The organism is Streptomyces sp. SUK 48 (assembly GCF_009650765.1).
GTDB lineage: Bacteria > Actinomycetota > Actinomycetes > Streptomycetales > Streptomycetaceae > Streptomyces.
In genome coordinates, this window is sequence record NZ_CP045740.1 from 3,018,660 (window position 1) to 3,043,250 (window position 24,591).

The following is a 24,591-nucleotide window of genomic DNA, read 5'->3' on the forward strand; positions in this document are numbered from 1 at the left end:
AATGACACCGGCGGAGAGACACCGGGCCCGGGCGACGGAGCAGGCCGTCCTCCGGGCCGGGGACGACCGCCGTCCGAGGAGCGGGGCACCACGAGTGCCGGGCCCGCGTCCTCGCGCACCCCGAGGCATCGCCCGCGCTACAGCGCCGGCACGGCTTCGTCGGGGAGGGCGCCTTCATGATCATGTGTTCCGTGGCGGGCGGCGGCTGAGGGCGTGGCGGGCGGGTGGCGGTCACCACCAGGTCGAGTCCAGGCGGCCCTCGATGGCGCGGAGGTGGTCGCGGGAGCAGGCGTCGCAGAAGTAGCGGGGCGCGCCGTCCTCCACGGAGCAGGTCCAGGTGGCGGGGTGGGGGGCGGGGGCGGGGACACCGCAGCGGTCGCACACGAGCGGGACCGGGCGCTCCGCAGAGCCGCCCTGATCGCTTCCCGGGGGGAGACTCGTCATCCGGCGACGATACTCCGTGACCGTCGGGCGGCACCCAGAACGCACCGCGGGGGCCGGTCCGTTCGGCCGGACCGGCCCCCGCGGGGAGTCACCACATCGCTCGGGTGCCGCCCCGCACGGGGAAGCACCTTCGTGTCGTCTGCGGGATTTACTGCATGACGGCCATGGCGAGCGCACGGCGGGCACGCAGCGAAGCGCGTTCGGCGCGGCGCTGCATGCGCTGGGCGACGGCCAGGCGGGTGGCCTGGCGTTGCCGGTGGGCGTCATGGAGGCGGTCGTGCATATGCGCACGAGCCAGGGCTTCTTGCATGAGTTGCATCTCACGGGTCCTGTTCTGGCGGGCTTCGGTCGCGCCGGAGGTGGTGGAGTCTGGGGTCGCGGAGCCTGCGGGCTCGCTGGTGGACGGCTTCATCGGGGCCTGCTTCTTGGGGTCGTGCGTGAGGGGACGGTCGATTGTTCCTGCGGTGTTCATGCCGTGACCGGGTTCTTCCGCGGGCGGCCACGCGGCCGCTTCCGGGCGACGACGACACCCTGGACGAACAGCTCGCCACCCCAGACGCCCCAGGGCTCACGCCGCTCCTTGGCCCCGGCGAGGCATGCCTCCATCAGGGGGCAGGTGCGGCAGAGGGACTTGGCGTACTCCACGTCCGCGGGCGACTCGGCGAAGAAGACCTCCGGGTCGTAGGAGCGGCACGGGACGGGTACGCCGAGGTTCTCGATGGCGTCGTCGAGCGCGGTGAGCGCGGTGAGCGGGATCAAGGTGGAGTCCTCCGTGAGGCCGGGCGGGGGGATCGTTTGCGAAGGCGGTACTGACGGGGCGTGCGCTTCGAGTTGCACGGGTGGTCTTCCTCGTCTGGTCGTCCGGCCGGTTGACCGGGTGTCGGCTGGTACCGGGTTCTTTTCTCTGCCCGAGGCCCCTTCGCGTCGTCCTTCCCGTTCGGGAAAAACTGAAGGGCCGCGGATCCCGGATGGGGTTCCGCGGCCCTGAAGGCGCCGGCCTGATCTGGATCAGGCTGGATAACTCCAGGGTTTTGGCCCACGGAAGGCCCACATCTGGTGGTGCTGCGTCGTCTGCTTCCGGAATCCGGCACCAGTCGCCGTAAAGGCATAGGCATGTGCCTGCGCCTCTACTGCTCCCAGTGCCTTGGTCGGTCGCTCATTGCGCTCATCGCGGACGGGAAGGCCCGCGACGGGCAGGGAGGACGCCGGGTGAGCGGCACGGATGCCGGACAGACCGGTGCCCCGGTCGAAGGCGCCGAGCAGGCACAGGGAGACGGCCGAGCGATCGGTCAGTTTGGCCGTGCGGATGTCGCTGACGTTGATGCTGATCACTGGACTCGCCTCCTCTCGGCGTCTCAGGGACCGGTGAACCGGTCCGTTTCGTATGTGCAAGTACATCACGGCGGGCGGGCCTTGGAGAAGGCCGCTGCTGCCGTGCCTAGAACCTATGGGGATTCGCGGCGCGCGCGCAAACTATTTTTGCGACGAGTTCGCATCAGTCCCCCGCGATCTCGCCATCAAGCTCCTGACCTGCGCAGATGGCCAGGACTTCGGCTCCGTAGCTGCGCAGCTTGCGGCTGAGGACGCCGGGGATGCGGGACAGTTCGGCGGGGCTGTCCGGACGGTTCTCGGCGATGGCCATCAGGGTGCGGTCGGTGAAGACGCAGAAGTCCGGCTGTCCGCTGTTCGCGGCCTGGACGGCGCGCCATGCGCGCAGCCGCTCGTAGAGCCCCTCGTCCATGTCGGAGGGGCAGTCCTCGCAGCGCATCAGCTTCATCTCGCCGGCGTCGGTGAGGGTGCGGCCGCAGACCCGGCAGCGGGCCGGGGTGCGCTGGGCGCGCCGGGGCACCGCGGTGGTCTCCGCGCCCCGGACGCCGCGCTCGACGCCCCCGGCGGACCCGGCGCCGCGGCCGACGGTGGGGGTGGTGCCGGGGCGCAGTCCGTCGAGGAAGCGGCTGGGCCTGCGGCTGTGGCGGCCGCCGGGCGAGCGGGACAGGGACCAGGAGACGTGGAGGCGCTCGCGGGCGCGGGTGACGCCGACGTACAGCAGGCGGCGTTCCTCCTCGATCTGCTCGTCGGTCCTGGCGTAGGTGATGGGCAGCATGCCCTCGGCGACGCCGACCAGGAAGACGGCGTCCCATTCCAGGCCCTTGGCCGCGTGCAGGGAGGCGAGGGTGACGCCCTGGACGGTGGGGGCGTGCTGGGCGCCCGCCCGCTCGTCCAGTTCGGCGACGAAGTCGGCGAGGGTGGCGGCGGGGCGGGCGGCGGTGAGGTCCTGGGCGAGGCTGACCAGGGCGGCGAGGGACTCCCAGCGCTCCCTGACGGCGCCGGAGCCGGCCGGGGGCTGGGTGGTCCAGCCCTCGCCGGAGAGCACGGCACGCACCTGGGAGGGCAGGTCCACGACGTCGTCGAGGCGGGAGTCGTTGCCCCCGAAGCGGGCGGCGCCGCGCAGGGCGAGGCCGGCCCTGCGCACCTCGGGCCGGTCGAAGAAGCGCTCGGCGCCGCGCAGCTGGTACGGGACGCCGGCGTCGGCGAGCGCCTGCTCGTAGGTCTCGGACTGGGAGTTGGTGCGGAAGAGGACGGCGATCTCGGCGGCCGGGACACCGGCGTCGATCAGCTCGCGGATGCGGCGGGCGGCGCCCTCGGCCTCGGCGGGCTCGTCGGTGTACTCGGTGTAGCCGGGTTCGGGTCCGGCGGGGCGCTGGGAGACGAGTTCCAGCCGGTGGTCCGCGGCGCGGCCGTGGGCCTGGGCGAGCAGGCCATTGGCGAGGCGGACGACCTGGGGGGTGGAGCGGTAGTCGCGGACGAGCTTGACGACGGTGGCGCCGGGGTGGCGGGCGCGGAAGTCGAGCAGATGGTCGGGCGTTGCTCCGGTGAACGAATAGATCGTCTGACTGGCGTCGCCGACCACGCACAGGTCGTCGCGGTCGCCGAGCCACAGATCGAGCAGGCGCTGCTGGAGCGGGCTGACGTCCTGGTACTCGTCCACCACGAAGTGCTGGTACTGGGCGCGCACCTGGTCGGCGATGTCCTGGCGGTCCTGGAGGACGGCGACGGTGAGCAGCAGGACGTCCTCGAAGTCGATCACCGCGCGGTCGCGTTTGAGGTCCTCGTAGGCCGCGTACAGGTGGGCGATCTCGGTGGGGTCGCGGGGGGCTTCACGGCCGGCCTTCGCGGCCGCGTACGGATAATCGGCGGGAATGGTCTGGGTGACCTTGCACCATTCGATCTCGCTGGTGACATCGCGCAGCTCGCCGCGGTCGAGCCGGGTGCCGAGTCCGGCGGCCGCGTCGGCGACCAGCTGGATCTTGCGGTCGACCAGCCGGGGCAGGCTGCCACCGACGGCTTTCGGCCAGAAGTACTGGAGCTGGCGCAGGGCCGCGGAGTGGAAGGTGCGGGCCTGGACGCCCTGGGCGCCGAGCTGGCGCAGCCGGCCGCGCATCTCGCCCGCGGCGCGGTTGGTGAAGGTGACGGCGAGCACGCTGGCGGGCTGGAGGAGGCCGGAGCGCACCCCGTAGGCGATGCGGTGGGTGATCGCCCGGGTCTTGCCGGTGCCCGCGCCGGCCAGCACGCACACCGGGCCGCGCAGGGCCGTTGCCACCTCGCGCTGCTCGGGGTCGAGCCCTTCGAGCACCGCGTCGGCCGACTCCGGGACGGCCGGTACCTGCGGGAAGAGGGGGGAGTGCGTTGCTGCTGTCACACAGCCATGCTGCCAGGTCGCCGGAGAGGGCCGCGGCGGTTGTCCACAGGCGGGACCCCATTGTCGTACTAACGCCCTGGTGGGAGCGGCATACCCCCGGTGGGAATGGTGGAGCGCTCTCCCGCGTTCTCCCCCCGGACGACCTTTCCGAGCTGCTAGAGGAGCGCGAGAGACATGCAGGGCACTGTGACGATGTACAGCACGACTTGGTGCGGTTACTGCCGTCGGCTGAAGAGCCAGATGGAGCGGGAGGGCATCGGCTACACCGAGATCAACATCGAGCAGGACCCCGAGTCCGCGGCCTTCGTGGAGAAGGCGAATGGCGGAAACCAGACGGTCCCGACCGTGCTCTTCGCGGACGGCACCACGCTGACGAACCCTTCGCTGGCCCAGGTCAAGCAGAAGCTCGCGGCCTGACGCTCCCCGGCCTGGCGCGACAACGAGAAAGGGCGGCCCCCGATGCCCGGGGGCGCGCCCTTTTCGTGTGGTGGACGGCGTTCGTGTCTCAGACGAAGCTGCGCGTCGGCAGCGGCTTGCCGTACCACATCTCGATCAGGCGGGCGGCGATGGAGATGCCGTAGGGCGGCAGGACCGTACCGGCCTCGAAGGCGTCGTGCAGCTCCTCGCGGGAGAACCAGCGGGCCTCGGAGATCTCGTCGCCGTCGACGTCGATCTCGGTGGTGGTGGCGCGGGCCATGAAGCCGAGCATCAGGCTGGAGGGGAAGGGCCAGGGCTGGCTCGCCACGTACTCGACGCCGCCGACGGTGACGCCGACCTCCTCGGCGACCTCGCGGCGCACCGCGTGCTCGATGGACTCGCCGGGCTCCACGAAGCCGGCCAGCGTGGAGAAGCGGCCCTCGGGCCAGTGCACCTGGCGGCCGAGCAGGATGCGGTCGTCCGCGTCGGTCACGGCCATGATCACGGCGGGGTCGGTGCGCGGGTAGTGCTCGGCGCCGCACGCCTGGCAGCGGCGGATGTGCCCGGCCGCGGCGATCACGGTCCGCTCGCCGCAGCGAGAGCAGAAGCGGTGGGTGCGCTGCCAGTTCTCCAGGCCGACCGCGTGCACCATGAGCGCGGTGTCGCGCGCGGACAGCAGCAGACCCGCCTCGCGCAGGCCCGCGGGGCGCGCGGACTGGTCGATACGGCCGGGCAGGCCGTCCTTCTGGAGCGCGAAGTAGGCGACGCCGTCCTCGTCGATGCCGAGGAAGTAGCGGTGCGCCTCGGTGAGCGGGGCCTCGAAGGAGGGGGTCATGACGAGTTCGGTGCGGCCGTCGGCCGTCTCGTCGATGAGGACCTGTCCGCCGGAGACCACGAAACAGCGGGTCGTGGGGTGGCTCCACGCCGCCGCGAGCCATGCCTCGTCCAGCCGGTGGTGGGCGGCGCGGTCGATGCCGCAGGGGGCGGTCAGCGAGATGGGTCGGTCGGCTGTGTCGTCGGTCCAGGTGGTCACGGGTGCTTCCAACTCCCCCAGTACGGCGGTTCGGTTCGGCGGTCGGTTCGGGCGGACGTACGGCACGGCGTACGGGGCGCACCGGGTCGGGCGCGGGCGCGGGGCGGTGTCTCCAGTGTGCCTCTCGCCCGCGGCGCTCTTTCCCACGGCGGCGCTGGTCAGGGCGTGGGCCGCCAGTTCTCGGCCAGGTCGGCCCACAGGTAGGCGCTGGTCTCGACGCCCTTGAGGAGGAGGTCCAGTTCCACCTTCTCGTCGGGCGCGTGCCAGCCGTCGGAGGGGACGGAGATCCCCAGGAAGAGGACGGGGGCGCCGAGGACCTCCTGGAGGTCGGCGGCGGGTCCGGAGCCGCCCTCGCGGGTGAAGCGGACCGGGCCCTCGAAGGCGCGGCCCATCGCGCGGGCCACCGACTGGAGCGCCGGGTGGTCGAGCGGGGTCAGGCAGGGCCGGGTGGCCGAGCCGAAGTCGATCTCGCAGCGGATTCCGGCGGGCACCTGCTCGGCGGCCCAGGCGCGGACCGCCTTCTCGACGTGGTCGGGGTCCTGCCCGGCGACCAGCCGGAAGGACAGCTTCACCAGGGCGGAGGACGGGATGATCGTCTTGCTGCCGGGGCCCTGGTAGCCGCCGCCGATGCCGTTGACCTCGGCGGTCGGGCGGGCCCAGATGCGCTCCAGGGTGGTGTGCCCGGCCTCGCCCAGGGTCGCGCGGGACTTGGCGGTGCGCAGCCAGCGCTCCTCGTCGAAGGGCAGCTCGGCGAAGAGCTCGCGCTCGCGGTCGGTCAGTTCCACGACACCGTCGTAGAAGCCGGGGACGGCCACGTGCCCCCGCTCGTCGTGCAGGGCGGCGACCAGGCGGGCGACGGCGGTGGCCGGGTTGGGCACGGCGCCGCCGAAGGAGCCGGAGTGGATGTCCTGGTCGGGGCCGTACAGCCGGATCTCGCACTCGGCGAGGCCACGCATGCCGGTGCACACCGTCGGGGTGTCCTCGGCCCACATACCGGTGTCGGAGACGATCACGGCGTCGGCCGCCAGACGCTCGGCCCGCTCCTCCACCAGGGCCCGGAAGTGCGGGGAGCCGGACTCCTCCTCGCCCTCGATCAGCAGCTTGAGGTGGACCGCGGGGGCGGTGCGGCCGGTGGCGGCGAGGTGGGCGCGGACACCCAGGGTGTGGAAGAAGACCTGGCCCTTGTCGTCGGCGGCGCCGCGCGCGTAGAGGCGGTTTCCGCGGACGACGGGCTCGAAGGGCTCGCTGTTCCAGCCGTCCTCGCGTGCGGCGGGCTGTACGTCGTGGTGGCCGTAGACCAGCACGGTCGGCGCGGCGGGGTCGTCGCTCGGCCACTCGGCGAAGACGGCCGGGGCGCCCGCGGTGGGCCAGACCTCGACGGTCGCGAAGCCCGTCTCCGTCAGTTTCGCGGCGAGCCAGTCCGCGCTGCGCCGCACGTCGGGCGCGTGGTCGGGCTGGGCCGACACGGAGGGGATGCGCAGCCACGCGGTGAGGTCGTCGAGGAAGGCGGCGCGGTGCTGCTCGATGTACGTGCGGACGGCGCTGTCCGGGGTCTGGCTCATGCTCACGAGCCTATCGGCCCGCGGCCGCGTCCTCGGCGGGCGGTTCGTCACACTCGGGGGGCGCGCTGGATCACGTCGCCCGCGCCGCCGGCCGCCCCGGACCCGCCTGTGAGCAGCCGCTCCAGCCCGGCCCGGCCGGGCAGGTCCCGGGGGCGTACGGCCTCGCCGGTGCGCACGTACAGGAACGTGGCGGTGACCGCGTGGAGCGGGACGCCCTGCTGTTCGGCCCAGGCCAGCCGGTACACGGCGAGCTGGAGCGGGTCGGCGGTGTGCTCCCGGCCGGTCTTCCAGTCCACGATCTCGTACGTCGCCGTCGCGCCCTCGCCCTCCCGGTAGACGGCGTCGATCCGGCCGCGCACGACCCGCCCGGCGAGGACGAGCTGGACCGGCTCCTCCACGCGGTACGGCGTGCGGCGGGCGTACGCGGTGCGCTCGAACGCTTCCTTGAGGGCCTCAAGGTCCTGTTCGTCGGCGATCTCGGCGTCCGCGCCGGGCAGCTCGTCGGGCTCCAGCAGGGGCAGCGCCAGCTCCTCGTAGCGCGACTCCACCCAGGCGTGGAAGCGGGTGCCCCGGCGCGCGGCCCGCTGCGGGGGGCGCGGCATGGGGCGCGCGAGTTCCTGGGCGAGCCCGTCCGGGTCCTCGGCCAGCCGCAGCAGCTGGGTGGCGGTCAGCGTCGCGGGCAGGGGGACGTCGGTGACGGCGCGGCGGGCGAGCAGCAGTTCCCCGGCGAGCGCCTCCAGATCGCGGTCCCAGGAGGCGATCAGGCGGGATTCCTCGGGGGTGAGGGAGGGTCCGGGGCCCGGCCCGGCGGGGGCGGGTGCCTGGTGGGGGATGGCGGGGGCGCCGGTATACGGGTCGTCGCCGGGGGGCTCGTGGCCCGGCCCGGCGTCGTAGGGGTCTTCGTACGGCGGCTCGTCGTGGACCTCGTCGTACGGCGGCTCGTCGTAGGGCGGCTCGTCGTAGGGCGGCTCGGTGTCGTACGGCTCGTCGTACGGCGGTTCCTCCGGCGGGGCCGGCCAGTCGGGGTCCTCGCAGGCGGCCGGGTCGGCGGGGGCCGGGCCGGTGGCGGGCAGGGTGTCGAGGTGGGCGAGGACGGTCTCGGCGGCGGCGCGGCGGCGGGCGAGGGCGCCGGCGTCCAGGGGCAGCGGCCAGGCCAGGTCGGCTTCGGGCTCCCGCAGGGCCGGGTTCTCCTCGTCGTCGGCGGGCTCCTCGGCCCAGACCTCGATCTCGCCGTACCCGTCGGCGCAGTGCGCGTACAGCTCCCGGAGGAAGTCGGAGGGGCCGCGCTTCTTCTTCTGGCTGGGGCCCCACCAGTGGCCGGAGCCGAGCAGGAGGGAGCGGGGGCGGGTGAAGGTGACGTAGCCGAGGCGGAGTTCCTCGGTGTGCTGGTGCTCCTTCACGGCCTCGTGGAACGCCTTCATGCCGCGCGCGTCCCAGCCCGCCACGTCGGGCAGGGTGGCGGCGTCGCCGCGCAGGGCGTGCGGCAGCACCTTGGCCTGCGCGGTCCACTTGTCGCGGCCCTGGGCGCTGGGGAAGGCGCCGGTGACCAGTCCTGGCACGGCCACCACGTCCCACTCCAGGCCCTTGGACTTGTGCGCGGTGAGCACCTTGACGGTGTTCTCGCCGCCGGGCAGGGCGTTGTCGAGGCCCTTCTCGTACTGGGCTGCGGTGCGCAGGAAGCCCAGGAAGGCGAGCAGGCCGGCCTCGCCGTCGCCCGCGGCGAAGGCGGCGGCGACGTCGAGGAAGTTGGCGAGGGTCTCGCGGCGGCGGGCGGCCAGGGCTCCCGGGGACGCCGACAGCTCCACCTCCAGGCCGGTGACGGCGAGGACGCGGTGCAGGACGTCCATCAGCGGGTCGGACAGCGCGCGGCGCAGATCGCGCAGTTCGGTGGCGAGGCGGGCGAAGCGCACCCGGGCGTCCGGGGAGAACGGCAGCCCGTCCTCGTCCCCGCCGCGGGCGTCCAGGAAGGTGTCCAGGGCGTCGGCGAGCGATATCACCTCGGCCGGGTCGGTGCCCTCCACGGCGGCGGCGAGGCGGCGGTCCGGGTCGTCGGTGTCACCGGCGCCCGCGTGGGCGACCAGCAGGCGGGCGCGGCGGCCGAGGAGGGCGAGGTCGCGGGGGCCGATGCGCCAGCGCGGGCCGGTCAGCAGCCGTACCAGGCTCGCGTTGGCGCCGGGGTCCTGGAGGACCTCGCAGACGGCGACCAGGTCGGCGACCTCGGGCAGGTGCAGCAGCCCGGACAGGCCGACCACCTCGACCGGGACCTCGCGGGCGACCAGCGCGCCCTGGATCGCGGCGAAGTCGGCGGCCGTACGGCACAGGACGGCGATCTCGCCGGGCGGGGTCCCGGTGCGCACCAGGTGGGCGAGGGAGTCGGCGAGCCAGTCCAGCTCCTCGGCGTGGGTGGGCAGCAGGGCGCAGCGGACCAGGCCGTCGCGCTCGGCGCCGGGGGCCGGGCGCAGGGCCTCGACGCCCGCGTGCAGGGCGCGCAGGGGGGCGGCGAGCCCGTTGGCGAGGTCGAGGAGGCGCCCGCCGCTGCGGCGGTTCTCGCTGAGCGCCTGGCGGGCGGCGGGGGTCCCGTCGGCGTGGCGGAAGTGGTCGGGGAAGTCGTCCAGGTTGGCGACGGAGGCGCCGCGCCAGCCGTAGATGGCCTGGCAGGGGTCGCCCACAGCGGTCACCGGGTGGCCGGTGCCGGCCCCGAACAGGCCCGCCAGCAGGACGCGTTGGGCGACGGAGGTGTCCTGGTACTCGTCCAGGAGGACCACCCGGAACTCCTCGCGCAGCACACGGCCCACCTCGGGCAGGGTCGCGAGGCGGGCGGAGAGGGCGATCTGGTCGCCGAAGTCGAGCAGGTCGCGCGCGCGTTTGGCGCTCCGGTAGCGCCCGACCAGTTCGGCGAGTTCGCGGCGGGCGGTGGCGGTCTCGGGGACCTTGCGCAGTTCGGCGTTGCTGAGCTTGGCGCCCTGGAGGGTGGTCAGCAACTCCGCGTCCCAGGCGCGCAGTTCGCCGGGTTCCACCAGGTGTTCGGAGAGTTCGGAGTCCAGGGCGAGCAGGTCGCCGACCAGATCGGCGAAGGAACGGGTGAGCGCCGGGTAGGGGCCGGGGGCCTCGCGCAGCACGCGGGCGGCGAGCTGGTAGCGGGTGGCGTCGGCGAGGAGGCGGGAGGCGGGCTCCAGGCCGATGCGCAGGCCGTGGTCGGTGAGGAGGCGGCCGGCGAAGGAGTGGTACGTGGAGATGACCGGCTCGCCCGGGGGATTGTCCGGGTCGATCGCGTCGGGGTCGGTGACGCCGGCCTTGATCAGGGCCTTGCGGACGCGCTCGGACAGTTCGCCCGCGGCCTTGTTGGTGAAGGTCAGCCCGAGGACCTGCTCGGGGGCGACCTGTCCGGTGCCGACCAGCCAGACCACGCGGGCCGCCATCACGGTCGTCTTGCCCGAACCGGCGCCGGCCACGATCACCTGCGGGGCGGGCGGCGCGGTGACGCAGGCCGTCTGCTCCGGGGTGAAGGGGATGCCGAGGAGCTCCTTGAGCTGCTCGGGATCGGTGAGATGGGCGGGCATGTCCAAAAAGGTAGCGGGAGGCACTGACAGTCCCGTGCGCGCCGATCCCCCGGGCGGGGGGAAGCGCAGGTCAGGGGCTCGGGGTGCGGTACGCGGGGTGCCGTACGTCACTCCACCACATGCCGCCCCTCGGGCCGCGCGCTGCACGAGGCGCGGAAGGCGCAGTGGGCGCAGTGCTGGCCGGCGCTCGGGCCGAACCGCTCGTCCAGTACCTTTCCGGCGGCGGTCGCCAGCAGCCCGCCGACCCACTCCCCGGTGAGCGGCTCCTGGGTCTGCACCTTGGGCAGCGTCTCGCCGCCGTCGCGCTGGGCGGCGCCCTGCCGCAGGTGGACCAGTTCGGCGCCGCCGGGCTCGGGGTGCTCCCCGTCGAAGGCGGCGTCGACGGCTCCCTCGCGGACGGCGAGCTGGTAGACGGCCAGCTGGGGGTGGTGCTCCACCTCGCGCGCGGTGGGCGCCTGTTTGCCGGTCTTGAAGTCGACCACGTAGGCGCGGCCCTCGGCGTCCGTCTCGACCCGGTCCATCTGGCCGCGGATACGGACCTGGTAGTCGCCCGCCTCCAGGGTGACGTCGAAGTCCTGCTCGCTGGCGACGGACGTGCGCGTGGCGCGGTTCATCACGTGCCAGTTGAGAAAGCGTTCGAGTGCCGCGCGGGCGTTGTCCTTCTCCTGGCGCGACTTCCAGGGCGCGTCGAAGGCGAGCGCGTTCCACACCGAGTCCAGGCGCTCCATGAGGACGTCCAGGTCGGCCGGGGTGCGCCCGGAGGCGACCTCGTCGGCGAGCACATGGACGACGTTTCCGAAGCCCTGGGCGGTGGTGGCGGGCGCGTCGGCCTTCACCTCGCGGCCCAGGAACCACTGGAGGGCGCAGGTGTTGGCGAGCTGGTCCAGGGCGCTGCCGGACAGCACGACGGGCTGGTCGCGCTGACGCAGCGGCACCTTGCTCTCGGTCGGCTCGAACATGCCCCACCAGCGGGAGGGGTGGGCGGCCGGTACGAGGGGCCGGTCGTCCTCGTCGGCGAGCGCGGCGAGCCGGGCCAGACGGCGGGCGGCGGCCTCGCGCAGGGCGGGAGAGGCGTCCGGGTCGACGGTGGTGGCGCGCAGCTCGGCCACCAGCGCGGCGACGGCCAGCGGGCGGCGGGGGCGCCCGGTGACGTCCTTCGGCTCGACGCCCAGCTCGGTCAGGAACCGGGAGGGCTGGTCGCCGTCCTCGGCGGGTGCCTTCACGGCGGTGACGACCAGGCGGTCGCGCGCGCGGGTGGCGGCGGCGTAGAAGAGCCGGCGCTCCTCGGCGAGCAGCGCCCCCGGGGTGAGCGGTTCGGCGAGTCCGTCGCGGCCGATGCGGTCGGCCTCCAGGAGCGAGCCGCGGCGCCTGAGGTCCGGCCACAGGCCCTCCTGGACGCCGGCGACGACGACCAGGCGCCACTCCAGGCCCTTGGCCCGGTGCGCGGTCATCAGGCGGACGGCGTCGGGCCGTACCGCGCGGCGGGTGAGGGTGTCGGCGGCGATGTCCTCGGCCTCGATCTCGGCCAGGAAGTTCAGGGCGCCCCGGCCGCCGGTGCGCTCCTCGGCGCGCGCGGCGGTGGCGAACAGGGCGCAGACGGCGTCCAGGTCGCGATCGGCGTTACGGCCGGCCGCACCGCCGCGCCGGGCGGCGCGCTCCAGGCGGCCGGGCCAGGGCGTGCCGTTCCACAGGTCCCACAGCGCCTCCTCGGCGGTGCCGCCGCTCGCGAGGCGCTCGCGGGCCGTGCGCAGGAGCGCGCCGAGTCGCTGGGCGCCGCGGGCGTACGCCGGATCGTGCACCGCCAGCCGCTCCGGCTCGGCGAGCGCCCGGGTGAGCAGTTCGTCCGAGGGCGGCGGCACCATGTTCCCGCCGGACCGCTCCTCCTCCCGGAGCGCCCGCCCCAGCCGCCGCAGATCGGCGGCGTCCATACCGGCGAGGGGCGAGGTGAGCAGGGTGAGCGCGGTCTCGGTGTCGAGCCAGCGGGGCTGCTCGGCGGGGTCGGCGGGGTCGGCGGAGTCGGGCGCGGGCGGCTCCGCGAGTTCCGGAGAGCCGGGCGTGGCCTCCTCCGGGTCCCGTTCCACTGGGTCCCGCTCCACCGGGTCCCGTTCCACTGGGTCCCGTTCCACTGGGTCCCGCTCCCCCGGCTCCCGCACCTCGCGGTCCCGGGCCGCTCCGCCCGGCTCGCCCCTCCCCCGTGACTCCGCCCTCGCCACCGCGCGCAGTGCCGTCAGCAGGGGGGCCACCGCGGGCTCGTGGCGCAGCGGGAGGTCGTCGCCGTCGATGTCCAGGGGGACGCCCGCCGCGGTCAGGGCGCGGCGCAGCGTCGGCAGGGAGCGGGCGCCGGCCCGGACCAGGACGGCCATCTCGCGCCAGGGGAGGCCGTCCTCCAGATGGGCGCGGCGCAGGATGTCCGCGATGTTGTCCAGCTCGGTGCCCGGGGTCGGGTACGTGTAGACCTCGGCCCGGCCGCCGTCCCGGGCCGCGGCCTGCTCCCGGTGCGCGCGCACCTTGTCGGCGGGCAGCCGGGTCAGCGGCATCCGCTGGGTGATCAGCCGGGTCGCGTCCAGCAGCCTCGCGCCGGAGCGGCGGTTGGTGCGCAGCACCTGGACGGGCGCCGGTGCGCCGCCGGTGCGCGGGAACGCCTCAGGGAAGCCGAGGATGCCGTTCACGTCGGCGCCCCGGAAGGTGTAGATCGACTGGTCGGGGTCGCCGAGCGCGACCAGGGTGCGGCCGCCGCCGGCCAGCGCGTGCAGGAGACGTACCTGGGCGGGGTCGGTGTCCTGGTACTCGTCCACGTACACGGCGTCGTACCGCGCGGCGAGGTCCGCCGTGACCTCGGGGCGGCGGGCCAGCAGGACCGCGCGGTGCACCAGCTCGGCGTAGTCGATCACGCCCTGGAGGTCGAGCACGTCGAGGTACTCGGCGAGGAACGCGGCGGCCGCGCGCCAGTCGGGGCGGCCGATGCGGCGGGCGAACGCGTCCAGGGCGTCCGGCGCGAGCCCCAGCTCGCGGCTGCGGGCGAGGACGGCGCGGACCTCGTCGGCGAAGCCGCGCGTGGTCAGGCAGGCGCGCAGCTCGTCCGGCCAGCGCACCGCGGTCAGGCCCAGCCGCTCCAGCTCGGGCTGTCCGGCCAGCAGCTCGCGGACCGTGACGTCCTGCTCGGGGCCGGAGAGCAGCCGCAGCGGCTCGACGAAGAGCCCGCTGTCCTGGTGGGCGCGGACCAGCGCGTAGCTGTACGAGTGGAACGTGGTCGCCCGGGGGGCGCGGGCCGCGCCGATCCGCAGGGCCATCCGGTCGCGCAGGTCGACGGCGGCCCGGCGGCTGAAGGTGAGCACCAGGATGCGCTCGGGGTCGGTGCCCTGGGCGATCCGCGCGGCCACCGACTCGACCAGGGTGGTCGTCTTGCCGGTGCCGGGTCCCGCGAGCACGAGCAGGGGTCCGTCGCGGTGGTCAACCACGGCGCGCTGGGCGGCGTCCAGAACAGGAGGAGCCGTCCGGGCTGGCGGGGTACGGACCAGGCGGTACGCGCCGCGGCTCCCCCGCCGCGCCTCGGGGTGCGGCGGGTGTCCGGTGAAGGAGGAGGAGCTCACGTGGTTGGCCGGTCCTGGTGGTCGTACTGCTGGTCGTGCGGGCGAGCGGGTGGTCGCGCGCGCGGGGCGGTGAGCCCCGGGTGAGGTGCGCACGGGCCGCCGGCGCGATACCGCCGACTCTCGAACGTACGGCATGCCGCGGACGTCCCGGGTATCACCCGTACGGAGGACAGGTTGCCGCCGACCGCCTCCGATGGCGGAAGCTGTCAGGTGTGACCCGTGTCCGCGCCGCCGTCCCACCGGGCCCGCCGCATGTCGAGCCGCGGCAGGTGACCCTCGGCACTCCTGCTCGCCTCGCGCAGCGGTGTGCCCTCGGTCCGGTAGTGCGCGAGCGCGCGCAGTTCGTGGCCCGGCAGCAGCACCCCGTCGGAGCGTACGACGCGCCACCACGGCACGGCGCCGCCGTACAGGGACATCACCCGGCCGACCTGGCGCGGGCCGCCCTCCTCCAGCCACTCGGCGACATCGCCGTACGTCATGACCCGTCCCGGCGGGATCAGCTCGGCGACCTCGAGGACCCGCTCGGCGTACTCGGGCAGGTCGTCCGGGTGCGTTCCAGGGGGCTCCGCGCCGGGGCTCTGCTCGCTCATTCGCCCCATCCTGCCGCACCCCGCGGACATCGTGGAGCCCGGCGGAGCGAAGGTTCCTCTCGCCCCCGGGCGGCGCTTCCGGCAGACTGTGCGACCGCGCATCCACACCCTGGCGCCCGCGTGTGTCGGTGGGACATGCCACCATCGTGCGGGCGGTGACCGGTGATACGAGACCAAGAAGAGATCATGAAACAGCAGGGAGTGCACCCCGAGGGCGGGTCGGGCACCCCTGACGCCGGCGCGCGCCCGAACACCGGCCGTACGGGCGAGGGCGGCCGGTCCGCCCACCCGGACCCGCACCCCGCGGACCCGGAACGCACCGCGGCGGAACGCACCGAGGGGGCGCACATCCCGCAGAACCCGCCGACCGACCGGAGCGGCTCCGGAGGCGACGCAGACGACGGCGGTCCGCACGCGGAGCCGCACGCCGGCCACCCGCACCCGGCCCCGGACCCGGACGATCTGAACCCGGACCACCCGGACCCGGGCCACCCGGACCCGGACGGCCCGAACCCTGACCGCCCGGACCCTGACCGCCCGGACCCTGACCATCCGGACCCGGTGGAGGGTGACGAGCCCCTGCTGCCCGCCCGGGTGCACCGCCCCTCCGACCTGATGCGGCTCCTGGTCGGCCTGCTCGCCATCGTGGTGCTGCTGGCCGTCGCCGCGTTCGCGCACGGCACCACCTCCGGCCTCGAACAGGACATCAACAAGGGCACCGGGCAGGCCCCCGATCTGCTGATCAGATTCGCGGGGCTGGCCTCCAGCATCGCGATCCTGCTGGTCCCGGTCGCCTTCGCGATCGAACGGCTGATCAAACGGGACGGGCTGCGCATCGCCGACGGCGTCCTGGCCGCCGTCCTCGCGCACGGGGTGACCCTCGCCACCGACCTGTGGGTCGCGCGGGCCGCCCCCGGCTCGATCCAGGACGCCCTGACCCAGCCCTCCCCGGTCGACGTGCACGCCCTGACCGACCCGGTGCACGGCTACCTGGCGCCCGTCATCGCCTATATGACGGCCGTCGGCATGTCCCGCAGACCCCGCTGGCGCTCGGTGCTGTGGATCGTGCTGCTGCTCGACGCGTTCTCCATGCTGGTGACCGGTTACACGACCGCCTTCTCCATCGTCCTGACGGTGCTGATCGGCTGGTCGGTGGCCTACGGCACGCTGTACGCGGTCGGCTCGCCCAACGTCCGCCCCACCGGCCAGACCCTGCTGGCGGGTTTGCGTCATGTCGGCTTCCGCCCGGTCGGCGCGGCCCGTGAGGAGGTCGTCGAGAGCGAGAACGGCGACCGGGGCCGGCGCTACTTCGTCACCCTGGAGGACGGCCCGCCGCTGGACGTCACGGTCGTGGACCGGGAACAGCAGGCCCAGGGCTTCTTCTACCGGGCGTGGCGCAACCTCACCCTGCGCGGCTTCGCCACCCGCTCCAGCCTCCAGTCGCTGCGCCAGGCGCTGGAGCAGGAGGCGCTGCTGGCCTACGCGGCGATCGCGGCGGGCGCCAACGCGCCGAAGCTGATCGCCACCTCCGAGCTCGGCCCGGACGCGGTGATGCTGGTCTACGAGCACACCGGTGGCCGCACGCTGGACGCGCTGGCCGACGAGGAGATCACCGACGATCTGCTGCGCAGCGCCTGGTCGCAGGTGCGCGCGCTCCAGTCGCGGCGCATCGCGCACCGCAGGCTGGCCGGGGACGCGATCCTGGTCGACCCGTCCGGCGAGGTGATCCTGGCCGAACTGCGCGGCGGCGAGATCGCGGCCGGCGAGCTGCTGCTGCGCATGGACGTGGCCCAGCTGCTGACCACGCTGGGGCTGCGGGTCGGCGCGGAGCGCGCGGTGGCCTCGGCGGTCGGGGTGCTCGGGCCCGACGCGGTGGCCGACTGCCTGCCGATGCTCCAGCCGATCGCGCTCACCCGCTCCACCCGCAACACCCTGCGCCGGCTGGGCCGCGAACGGGCCCAGCGCGAGCGCGAGGCGGTCCTGGAGGCGTCCCACCAGGCCAAGCTGACCCGGCTGCGGGAGGCCGCGGAGGCGAACGGGACGACCCTCGCCGAGGGCGCCGACGCCGAGGAGCAGCTCAACAGGCTCGATAAGTCGGACAAGTCGAACAAGAAGGTCGTACGGGCGGAGCAGCGGGCCGAGCGGCGGGCGATCGACGAGGCCATAGAGGAGTCCCGCGAGGAGGATCTGCTCACCCAGATCCGGCACCAGGTGCTGCGGATCAGGCCGCAGGCCCCGGTGCAGCCGGCCCGCCTGGAGCGGGTGCGGCCGCGCACGCTGATCAGCTTCATCGCCGGTGCGATCGGCGCGTACTTCCTGCTGACGCAGCTCACCCACATCGAGTTCGGCACGCTGTTCTCGCAGGCCCAGTGGGGCTGGGTGATCGCGGCGGCGCTGTTCTCGGCGCTCAGCTATGTGGCGGCGGCGATGGCGCTGCTGGGCTTCGTGCCGGAGCGGGTGCCGTTCCCGCGGACGGTGGCGGCGCAGGTCGCCGGCTCCTTCGTGAAGATCGTGGCACCGGCGGCGGTCGGCGGGGTGGCGCTGAACACGCGCTTCCTCCAGCGCGCGGGCGTGCGCCCGGGGCTCGCGGTGGCGAGCGTCGGCGCCTCGCAGCTGTTCGGGCTCGGCTGCCACATCCTGATGCTGCTGTCCTTCGGCTATCTGACCGGCACCGAGAAGACGCCGTCGCTGTCGCCGTCCCGGACCGTGATCGCGGGTCTGCTGACCGTCGCGGTGCTGGTGCTGGTGGTGACGTCGGTGCCGTTCCTGCGGAAGTTCGTGGTCACCCGGGTCCGGTCGCTGTTCGCCGGTGTCGTGCCGCGCATGCTCGATGTGCTCCAGCGGCCGCAGAAGCTGGTCACCGGCATCGGCGGCATGCTGCTGCTGACCGCGTGCAACGTGATGTGCCTGGACGCCGCCGTGCGCGCCTTCGGCCACGGCATGACCACGCTGAGCATCGCCAGCGTCGCGGTCGTCTTCCTCGCCGGCAACGCGCTCGGCTCGGCCGCGCCGACCCCCGGTGGCGTCGGCGCGATCGAGGCGAGCCTCACCCTCGGTCTGATCGCCTTCGGCCTGCCCAAGGAGGTCGCGGCCCCCGCCGTACTGCTGTTCCGGCTGATGACGCTGTGGCTGCCGGTGCTGCCGGGATGGCTGGCGTTCAACCACCTGAGCCGTAAGGGAGCCCTGTAGGCCCCCTCCCGGTCCGGGCCGGGAGCGGCGCGCGCCCCCGCGGGTGCCCTACGGAGCCCGTAGGGGGCGGCCCCGAAAGGCCGTACCTCGTACGGCCCGTGCCCCGCGCGGCCCGGCGCGCGCGCCCGCAGGATGGGGGCATGGCCTCTCCCTCCCGGCTGCGAGCCGCCGCTCCCCCCTGGCCGCGTACCACCGCCCTGACGACGGCCGCCGTGCTGCTGGCCGCCCTGCTGGCCGGTTGCGGCGACGACGATGTCAGCACCGGCGCCACCGCGTCCCTCGCGTCCCTGACGACGCAGACGCTGGACTGGGCGGCCTGCCCGGCCCCGGACGAGGCGGAGGGCGGCGGGAGCGCGCCGTCCCCGCTGCCGAACGGCACCACCTGGGAGTGCGCCACCATGCGGGCGCCCCTCGACTGGGGCAAGCCGCAGGGGCCCACCATCGGCATCTCGCTGATCCGGGCCAAGGCCAGCGGGCCCGCGAGCGAGCGGATCGGCTCGCTCATCTTCAACTTCGGCGGGCCCGGCGGCAGCGGTGTCACCACGCTGCCCGCGTTCGCCCAGGACTACGCGACCCTGCGCACCCGCTACGACCTGGTCAGCTTCGATCCGCGCGGGGTGGGCCGCAGCGCGCCGGTGACCTGCAAGACCGACGCCCAGCTCGACACGTTCTTCCAGCAGGACGCGACCCCGGACGACGCCGCCGAGCGCACCCGACTCGTCCAGCGCACCCGGAACTTCAACGCGGGCTGCGAGAGCAGGTCAGGACAGGTGCTGCTGCATGTGCGCACCACCGACGCGGCCCGTGACATCGATCTGATGCGGCGGGTGCTCGGCGACGACAAGCTGCACTACTTCGGCATCTCGTACGGCACCCAACTCGGCGGTGTCTACGCCCACTTGTTCCCCACGCACGTCGGGCGGGCCGTGTTCGACGGGGTGGTGGACCCCACGCAGAACCCCGAGGAGAGCGCGCTCGGCCAGGCGAAGGGCTTCCAGCTGGCGCTCGGCAACTTCGCCGAGGACTGCGTCGCCAAGCCGGAGGGCTGCCCGCTCGGGGACACCCGGCAGGACGTCGAGAACCGCATCGCGAAACTCCTGGCCGACCTGGAGAAGAAGCCGATCCCGGGCATCGCCCCGCGCCTGCTGACCCAGACCGCGGCGACCAACGGCATCGCGCAGTCCCTGTACTCCAAGGACTTCTGGGAGTACCTCACCGAGGGCCTGGAGCAGGCGTACGACGGTGACGGCAAGGTGCTGATGGTGCTGTCCGACGCGATGAACGGCCGGGACGAGAACGGCCACTACAGCAACATCGCCTCGGCGAACGTGGCGATCAACTGCGCCGACGAGAAGCCCCGTTACACCGTCGCCGACGTGCAGCGCGCGCTTCCCCGGTTCCGCGCCGCCTCGCCGCTGTTCGGGGACTTCCTCGCCTGGGGCATGGTCGGCTGCACCGACTGGGCCGTGCCGGGCGCCGCCTACCACCCCGATGTCAGCGCCCCCGGATCGGCGCCGGTCCTGGTCGTCGGCAACACGGGCGACCCGGCCACCCCCTACGAGGGCGCGCGGCGGATGGCGGAGGCCCTCGGCAAGGGCGTCGGCGTCCAGCTGACGTTCAAGGGCCAGGGGCACGGCGCGTACGACAGCAAGGACCCGTGCGTGCAGAGCAAGGTGAACGCGTACCTGCTGCACGGCACGATCCCGAAGGCGGGTGCGGTCTGCGGCTGAGCCGCGCGCGAACCGGCCCGTACGGGAGAACCCGTGCGGGCCGGACGCCGTAGTGGGGCCCCCGGGTCACACCGTGCCGAGCGCGGTGCGCAGGACGGCGACGGCCTGGGCGATGGCGGCCTCGGCGGCGTGGGTCGCGCGCAGCGCGTCGAGCATCACGAAGTCGTGGATGATGCCCTGGTAGCGCACGGCGGTCACCGGCACCCCGGCGGCCCGGAGCCGGGCGGCGTACGCCTCGCCCTCGTCCCGCAGCACGTCGGCCTCGCCGGTGACGACCAGCGCCGGGGGCAGTCCGGTGAGCTGCTCCAGGGTGGCGCGCAGCGGCGACGCGGTGATCTCGGCGCGCTGCTTCTCGTCGGTCGTGTACTGGTCCCAGAACCACCGCATGGCGTCGCGGCGCAGGAAGTAGCCCTCGGCGAACTCGTGGTACGACGGGGTGTCGAAGGACGCGTCGGTGACCGGGTAGAACAGCACCTGCTGGAGCAGCGGGACGTCGCCGCGCTCCTTGGCCATCAGGGTGAGCGCGGCCGACATGTTGCCGCCGACCGAGTCACCGGCGACCGCGATCCGGGTGGCGTCCAGGCCGCGCTCGGCGCCCTCACGGACGACCCACTGGGCGACGGCGTAGTTCTGCTCGATGGCGACCGGGTAGCGGGCCTCGGGCGAGAGGTCGTACTCGGGGAAGACGACGGCCGCGCGGGCGCCGACGGCCAGTTCGCGGACCAGGCGGTCGTGGGTGTGGGCGTTCCCGAACACCCAGCCGGCGCCGTGGATGTAGACGATCACCGGGAGGGTGCCGGTGGCTCCGGCCGGGCGGACGACGCGGGCGCGGACGGAACCGGTGGGCCCGCCCTGCACATTCACCCACTCCTCGTCCACGGCCGGCTTCGCGGTCTCCCCGGACTGCACCTCGTCGACGGCCTTGCGGCCCTCGACCGGACCGAGGTCGAAGAGGTACGGCGGGTTCGCGGTGGCCTCGGCGAAGGCGGCGGCGGCCGGCTCCAGCACCGGGCGGGCGGCAGTCTCGGCGGACTCGGTGATCTCGGACACGAGGAGCTCCTGACGGTCGGGCCGGCGGTCGGATCGGCCGGCCGGCGGGTACGAGAAGAAAGGTACCGCCCAATTAGATCGCGCGCAACTAAGTTGTGCACGATCTAATCGCGATCGATGGACCACTGTTAAAATGGGACTTTTCATTCACCCGAGGGAGGACGCCCGTCATGGACCAGGTCACCCACCCCGAGGCGGGCACCCCCGACCCCGAGCCGGGCACCCCCGCCCTCGCGCCGGGCTCGCTCCTGCTCCAGGACCAGCTGTGCTTCGCCCTGTACGCGGCCTCGCGCGCGGTCACCGCGCGCTACCGGCCCCTGCTGGACGAGCTGGGCCTGACCTATCCGCAGTACCTGGTGATGCTGGCCCTCTGGGAGCGGGACGCGCTCTCCGTCGGCGACCTGGGCGGCGCGCTCCAGCTGGAGTCGAGCACACTCTCCCCGCTGCTCAAACGACTGGAGTCGGCCGGTCTGGTGCGCCGCGAGCGCCGCCCCGACGACGAGCGTTCCGTCACCGTCCGGCTCACCGGGTCCGGCGGCGCCCTGCGCGAGCGGGCCCGCGCGGTCCCCCTGGCCATCGGCGACGCGATGGGCCTCACCGCCGAGCAGGACGCCACGGCCAAGCACCTGCTGCGGCTGCTCACCACGAACGTGACGGCCGGATGACACGACGAAGCCCGCGACCCTGAACGCGAGTTCGGGGCGCGGGCTTCTCGACGCAGACGGAGGCCGCTCAGTAGACCGGCTTGTCCGGCTCGATCTGGTTGACCCAGCCGATGACGCCGCCGCCGACATGGACGGCGTCGGAGAAGCCCGCGGACTTCAGGACCGCGAGGACTTCCGCACTGCGGACACCCGTCTTGCAATGCAAGACGATCTTCTTGTCCTGGGGCAGCGTCTCCAGGGCGGTGCCCATGAGGAACTCGTTCTTCGGGATCAGCGTGGCACCCGGGATGGAGACGATCTCGTACTCGTTCGGCTCGCGGACGTCGATGATCTCGATGTTCTCGCCGTCGTCGATCCACTCCTTGAGCTGCTTGGGAGTGATCGTCGAACCGGCCGCCGCCTCCTGGGCCTCCTCCGAGACGACGCCGCAGAACGCCTCGTAGTCGATGAGCTCGGTGACGGTCGGGTTCTCGCCGCAGACCGCGCAGTCCGGGTCCTTGCGGATCTTGACCTGGCGGTACTGCATCTCCAGGGCGTCGTAGATCATCAGCCGGCCGACCAGCGGGTCGCCGATGCCCGCGAGGAGCTTGATGGCCTCGTTGACCTGGATGGAGCCGATCGACGCGCACAGCACGCCGAGCACACCGCCCTCGGCGCAGGAGGGGACCATGCCCGGGGGCGGGGGCTCCGGGTAGAGGCAGCGGTAGCAGGGGCCGTGCTCGGACCAGAAGACCGACGCCTGGCCGTCGAAGCGGTAGATCGAACCCCAGATGTACGGCTTGTTCAGCAGCACACAGGCGTCGTTGACCAGGTAGCGGGTGGCGAAGTTGTCCGTGCCGTCCACGATCAGGTCGTACTGGCCGAAGATGTCCATCACGTTCTCGGCTTCGAGCCGCTCCTCGTGAAGGACCACGTTCACGTAAGGGTTGATGCCCTTGACGGTGTCGCGCGCGGACTCGGCCTTGGAGCGGCCGATGTCGGACTGGCTGTGGATGATCTGGCGCTGCAGGTTCGACTCGTCGACCTCGTCGAACTCCACGATGCCGAGCGTGCCGACACCCGCCGCGGCCAGGTACATCAGCGCGGGCGAACCCAGGCCGCCGGCGCCCACGCACAGCACCTTGGCGTTCTTCAGCCGCTTCTGCCCGTCCATGCCCACATCGGGGATGATCAGGTGGCGGGAGTACCTGCGGACCTCGTCTACGGTGAGCTCGGAAGCGGGCTCGACCAGGGGTGGCAGCGACACGGGGACTCCGTTGGTCGGTCGATCACTACATTTGTTCTCCTGGTAACACTGCCACGCCCTTCTTCATTCCGAGACACCCGGTCCGAGGCGCGAGACGATTTCGTCCCAGTAGCCGGGCATCGCCTCCCAGGGGTCCCCCGAGCCACGGCCTCCGGTGCGGTCCGTGAAGTAGACCGTGGCCGCGCCCTGCCAGCGCGCGACGCGCAGCGCCTCCTCCAGATGCCCGCGCGGCACCCCGTGCACGAAGTGGCAGAACCGCTCGGGCGGATGGTCGGCGGTCCACTCCGCGACCTGTGACCAGCGGTAGTCGGACCAGGAGCCGGAGAAGGTCACCAGCTGGTCGGCGTGGTCCGCGTAGCCCGGGTGCGGGTGGGTGCCGTGGCCGAGGACGAGACGGGCACTGTCGTTGATCGCCCGCAGCTCCCCGAGTACCCGGCGGACGCCGTCGAGTTCGGCGCGGCCGTGGGGGCAGCGGTCGAGGAGGAAGCCGTCGACCCGGTACCAGTCGAGGTAGCGGTGGGCGTCGCGGACCAGGTCGGCGTGGGCGCGGACGCCCTGCGCGAGGTCGAGGCGGCCGAGGACGCGCGTGCCCGCGTGGTGCAGCGCCTGAGCCGCCGTCAGGCAGTGCGGGTCGGGGCGGGCGCCGGGGCCGCCGGCCACGTCGAGCGCCACCCAGTCCAGCGGGGTGCCGGGGCGGGCGAGCGCGGCCCACTGGGCGGGGGCGACGAGCGGGTGGGCGAAGCCGGGGACGCCGAGGGCGGTGCGGACGGCGGTGCCGGTGGCGCCCAAGGCGTCCTCGGTGGTGCCGGTGCTGGTCAGATGCGGCATGCCGCCTCCATCCAGATGTCGGCCAGGGACTCTTCGAGGTTGATGCGCGGCCGCCAGCCGAGCCGGTCGCGCGCGGTGCGCACATCGGCCTGCTGCCAGCCGCCGCAGCCGTCCGGGTAGGGGAACGCGGCCGGGGCAGTGTGCTCCGACTCGGCCCGGGGGTGGCCGAGGCCGCCGCGCAACACCCCGGACGGGGCGTCGAGTTCGTGCAGCGCGCCGCCGTAGCCGGCCACGCGGGCCAGGATTCCGGCGGCGTCCCGCAGCCGTACGGCACGGCCCGAACCGATGTTGATCACGCCCTGCGCGGCGGAGAGCGAGGCGGCGTGCACGGCGCGGGCGACATCGCGTACGTCCACGAAGTCGCGCTGCACACCGAGTCCGGCGAGTTTCAGTTCCCCGTCGCCGGACTGCATCGCGCGGCGCATCGCCTCGGCGAGCCGGCCGAGCGGGGAGCCGGCCGGGGTGCCGGGTCCGCAGGGCGAGAAGACGCGCAGCACCACGGCGTCCAGACCGGAGCCGAGGACGAGTTCGGTGGCGGCGAGCTTGCTGACGCCGTACGGACCGCCGGGCCGCGGTACGGCGTCCTCGGCCGTGGACGAGCCGGGCTGGCTGGGCCCGTACTCCGCGCCGCAGCCGATCTGCACCAGCCGCGCGCCGCAGCCGCTGCGCCGCAGCGCCTCGCACACGGTGGCCACGGCGACGGTGTTGTGCCGGGTCAGCTCGCGGGCACCGCCGCGGGTGGCACCGGCGCAGTTGACGACGACCCCGGGGTGCACCGCCCCCAGGAACCGGGTGAGCGCGCCCGGGCTGCCGGTGGCGAGGTCGAACCGGACGTCCGCGTCGTCGCCCCGCCCGAGCGCGGTGAGCTGTACGGCGGGGTCGGCGAGCAGCCGCTCGGCCACGAACCGGCCGAGGTAACCATTGGCTCCGATCAGCAGGACCCTCATCGGGCGGCTCCCTGGGTGAGGGCTTCGGGGGCTCCCTGGT

At 73.7% G+C, this 24,591-nt stretch carries 18 protein-coding genes; 4 read left to right on the forward strand and 14 right to left on the reverse strand.

What is annotated here, in order from left to right; all coding sequences use genetic code 11:
* Window positions 1–231: 231 nt before the first annotated feature.
* The 5 genes from GHR20_RS12735 to GHR20_RS12755 form a co-directional block, all read right to left on the reverse strand.
* Window positions 232–444, reverse strand: coding sequence for a hypothetical protein (locus tag GHR20_RS12735; RefSeq protein WP_153813227.1), 213 nt, complete (start codon window positions 442–444; stop codon window positions 232–234).
* Between the two features lie 148 nt (window positions 445–592).
* Entirely contained in the window at window positions 593–916 is a 324-nt protein-coding gene (locus tag GHR20_RS12740) for a hypothetical protein (RefSeq protein WP_148027810.1), read from the reverse strand.
* A complete protein-coding gene (locus GHR20_RS12745; RefSeq protein WP_037660091.1) occupies window positions 913–1,281 on the reverse strand; it encodes a WhiB family transcriptional regulator in 369 nt (122 codons plus the stop codon). The genes GHR20_RS12740 and GHR20_RS12745 overlap by 4 nt, the downstream gene beginning before the upstream one ends.
* A gap of 171 nt (window positions 1,282–1,452) precedes the next feature.
* Complete coding sequence (locus GHR20_RS12750; RefSeq protein ID WP_111584789.1) at window positions 1,453–1,776, reverse strand: hypothetical protein; 324 nt, start codon at window positions 1,774–1,776, stop codon at window positions 1,453–1,455.
* A 163-nt stretch (window positions 1,777–1,939) separates the two neighbouring features.
* The gene (locus tag GHR20_RS12755; protein WP_194858877.1) at window positions 1,940–4,144 is read right to left on the reverse strand and encodes an ATP-dependent DNA helicase UvrD2; all 2,205 of its coding nucleotides are present in this window, start codon (window positions 4,142–4,144) and stop codon (window positions 1,940–1,942) included.
* A 174-nt stretch (window positions 4,145–4,318) separates the two neighbouring features.
* Here GHR20_RS12755 and GHR20_RS12760 point away from each other — a divergent pair, with 174 nt between their 5' ends.
* The gene (locus tag GHR20_RS12760; protein WP_111584791.1) at window positions 4,319–4,561 is read left to right on the forward strand and encodes a mycoredoxin; all 243 of its coding nucleotides are present in this window, start codon (window positions 4,319–4,321) and stop codon (window positions 4,559–4,561) included.
* Between the two features lie 88 nt (window positions 4,562–4,649).
* Here GHR20_RS12760 and nudC read toward each other — a convergent pair whose 3' ends face one another.
* The 5 genes from nudC to GHR20_RS12785 all read right to left on the reverse strand — a co-directional run bounded on the left by nudC (window position 4,650) and on the right by GHR20_RS12785 (window position 14,896).
* Window positions 4,650–5,594, reverse strand: a complete 945-nt coding sequence (gene nudC / locus GHR20_RS12765) for an NAD(+) diphosphatase (RefSeq protein WP_111584792.1) — start codon at window positions 5,592–5,594, stop codon at window positions 4,650–4,652.
* A gap of 158 nt (window positions 5,595–5,752) precedes the next feature.
* Window positions 5,753–7,156: a dipeptidase gene (locus tag GHR20_RS12770; protein ID WP_153813228.1), complete on the reverse strand. Its 1,404-nt coding sequence runs from the start codon at window positions 7,154–7,156 to the stop codon at window positions 5,753–5,755.
* Between the two features lie 47 nt (window positions 7,157–7,203).
* Window positions 7,204–10,716, reverse strand: a complete 3,513-nt coding sequence (locus GHR20_RS12775; protein ID WP_153813229.1) for an ATP-dependent DNA helicase — start codon at window positions 10,714–10,716, stop codon at window positions 7,204–7,206.
* A gap of 107 nt (window positions 10,717–10,823) precedes the next feature.
* A complete protein-coding gene (locus GHR20_RS12780; protein WP_153813230.1) occupies window positions 10,824–14,306 on the reverse strand; it encodes an ATP-dependent DNA helicase in 3,483 nt (1,160 codons plus the stop codon).
* 206 nt (window positions 14,307–14,512) lie between these two features.
* Window positions 14,513–14,896 carry an MGMT family protein gene (locus GHR20_RS12785; RefSeq protein ID WP_148027814.1) on the reverse strand — a complete coding sequence of 128 codons (384 nt, stop codon included), beginning with the start codon at window positions 14,894–14,896 and terminating at the stop codon, window positions 14,513–14,515.
* A gap of 186 nt (window positions 14,897–15,082) precedes the next feature.
* Here GHR20_RS12785 and GHR20_RS12790 point away from each other — a divergent pair, with 186 nt between their 5' ends.
* Both GHR20_RS12790 and GHR20_RS12795 read left to right on the forward strand, forming a co-directional pair.
* The gene (locus GHR20_RS12790; protein ID WP_153813231.1) at window positions 15,083–18,085 is read left to right on the forward strand and encodes a lysylphosphatidylglycerol synthase domain-containing protein; all 3,003 of its coding nucleotides are present in this window, start codon (window positions 15,083–15,085) and stop codon (window positions 18,083–18,085) included.
* Window positions 18,086–18,225: 140 nt separating this feature from the next.
* A complete protein-coding gene (locus tag GHR20_RS12795; RefSeq protein ID WP_153813232.1) occupies window positions 18,226–19,815 on the forward strand; it encodes an alpha/beta hydrolase in 1,590 nt (529 codons plus the stop codon).
* A gap of 66 nt (window positions 19,816–19,881) precedes the next feature.
* On the opposite strand, the gene GHR20_RS12800 is transcribed toward GHR20_RS12795, so the two are convergent.
* On the reverse strand, window positions 19,882–20,856 hold the full coding sequence (locus GHR20_RS12800) for an alpha/beta hydrolase (RefSeq protein WP_153815955.1): 975 nt from the start codon (window positions 20,854–20,856) through the stop codon (window positions 19,882–19,884).
* Window positions 20,857–21,035: 179 nt separating this feature from the next.
* Here GHR20_RS12800 and GHR20_RS12805 point away from each other — a divergent pair, with 179 nt between their 5' ends.
* Window positions 21,036–21,530: a MarR family transcriptional regulator gene (locus GHR20_RS12805; protein ID WP_153813233.1), complete on the forward strand. Its 495-nt coding sequence runs from the start codon at window positions 21,036–21,038 to the stop codon at window positions 21,528–21,530.
* 67 nt (window positions 21,531–21,597) lie between these two features.
* Here the strand turns inward: GHR20_RS12805 and moeZ are convergent, their stop codons facing one another.
* The 3 genes from moeZ to GHR20_RS12820 form a co-directional block, all read right to left on the reverse strand.
* Entirely contained in the window at window positions 21,598–22,776 is a 1,179-nt protein-coding gene (gene moeZ, locus GHR20_RS12810) for an adenylyltransferase/sulfurtransferase MoeZ (RefSeq protein ID WP_111584800.1), read from the reverse strand.
* Between the two features lie 63 nt (window positions 22,777–22,839).
* On the reverse strand, window positions 22,840–23,604 hold the full coding sequence (locus GHR20_RS12815; protein WP_153813234.1) for a spherulation-specific family 4 protein: 765 nt from the start codon (window positions 23,602–23,604) through the stop codon (window positions 22,840–22,842).
* The gene (locus tag GHR20_RS12820) at window positions 23,592–24,551 is read right to left on the reverse strand and encodes an NAD-dependent epimerase/dehydratase family protein (RefSeq protein ID WP_148027819.1); all 960 of its coding nucleotides are present in this window, start codon (window positions 24,549–24,551) and stop codon (window positions 23,592–23,594) included. The genes GHR20_RS12815 and GHR20_RS12820 overlap by 13 nt, the downstream gene beginning before the upstream one ends.
* Window positions 24,552–24,591 lie beyond the last annotated feature (40 nt).

What these genes read in the sequence shown, in the direction of transcription:
- GHR20_RS12805 (WP_153813233.1), top strand. Translation starts at nt 21,036, where the DNA reads ATGGACCAGGTCACCCACCCCGAGGCGGGCACCCCCGACCCCGAGCCG.
- GHR20_RS12740 (WP_148027810.1), bottom strand. Translation starts at nt 916, where the DNA reads ATGAACACCGCAGGAACAATCGACCGTCCCCTCACGCACGACCCCAAG.
- GHR20_RS12795 (WP_153813232.1), top strand. Translation starts at nt 18,226, where the DNA reads ATGGCCTCTCCCTCCCGGCTGCGAGCCGCCGCTCCCCCCTGGCCGCGT.
- GHR20_RS12790 (WP_153813231.1), top strand. Translation starts at nt 15,083, where the DNA reads ATGAAACAGCAGGGAGTGCACCCCGAGGGCGGGTCGGGCACCCCTGAC.
- GHR20_RS12760 (WP_111584791.1), top strand. Translation starts at nt 4,319, where the DNA reads ATGCAGGGCACTGTGACGATGTACAGCACGACTTGGTGCGGTTACTGC.
- GHR20_RS12785 (WP_148027814.1), bottom strand. Translation starts at nt 14,896, where the DNA reads ATGAGCGAGCAGAGCCCCGGCGCGGAGCCCCCTGGAACGCACCCGGAC.
- GHR20_RS12820 (WP_148027819.1), bottom strand. Translation starts at nt 24,551, where the DNA reads ATGAGGGTCCTGCTGATCGGAGCCAATGGTTACCTCGGCCGGTTCGTG.
- GHR20_RS12775 (WP_153813229.1), bottom strand. Translation starts at nt 10,716, where the DNA reads ATGCCCGCCCATCTCACCGATCCCGAGCAGCTCAAGGAGCTCCTCGGC.
- GHR20_RS12815 (WP_153813234.1), bottom strand. Translation starts at nt 23,604, where the DNA reads ATGCCGCATCTGACCAGCACCGGCACCACCGAGGACGCCTTGGGCGCC.
- GHR20_RS12770 (WP_153813228.1), bottom strand. Translation starts at nt 7,156, where the DNA reads ATGAGCCAGACCCCGGACAGCGCCGTCCGCACGTACATCGAGCAGCAC.
- GHR20_RS12735 (WP_153813227.1), bottom strand. Translation starts at nt 444, where the DNA reads ATGACGAGTCTCCCCCCGGGAAGCGATCAGGGCGGCTCTGCGGAGCGC.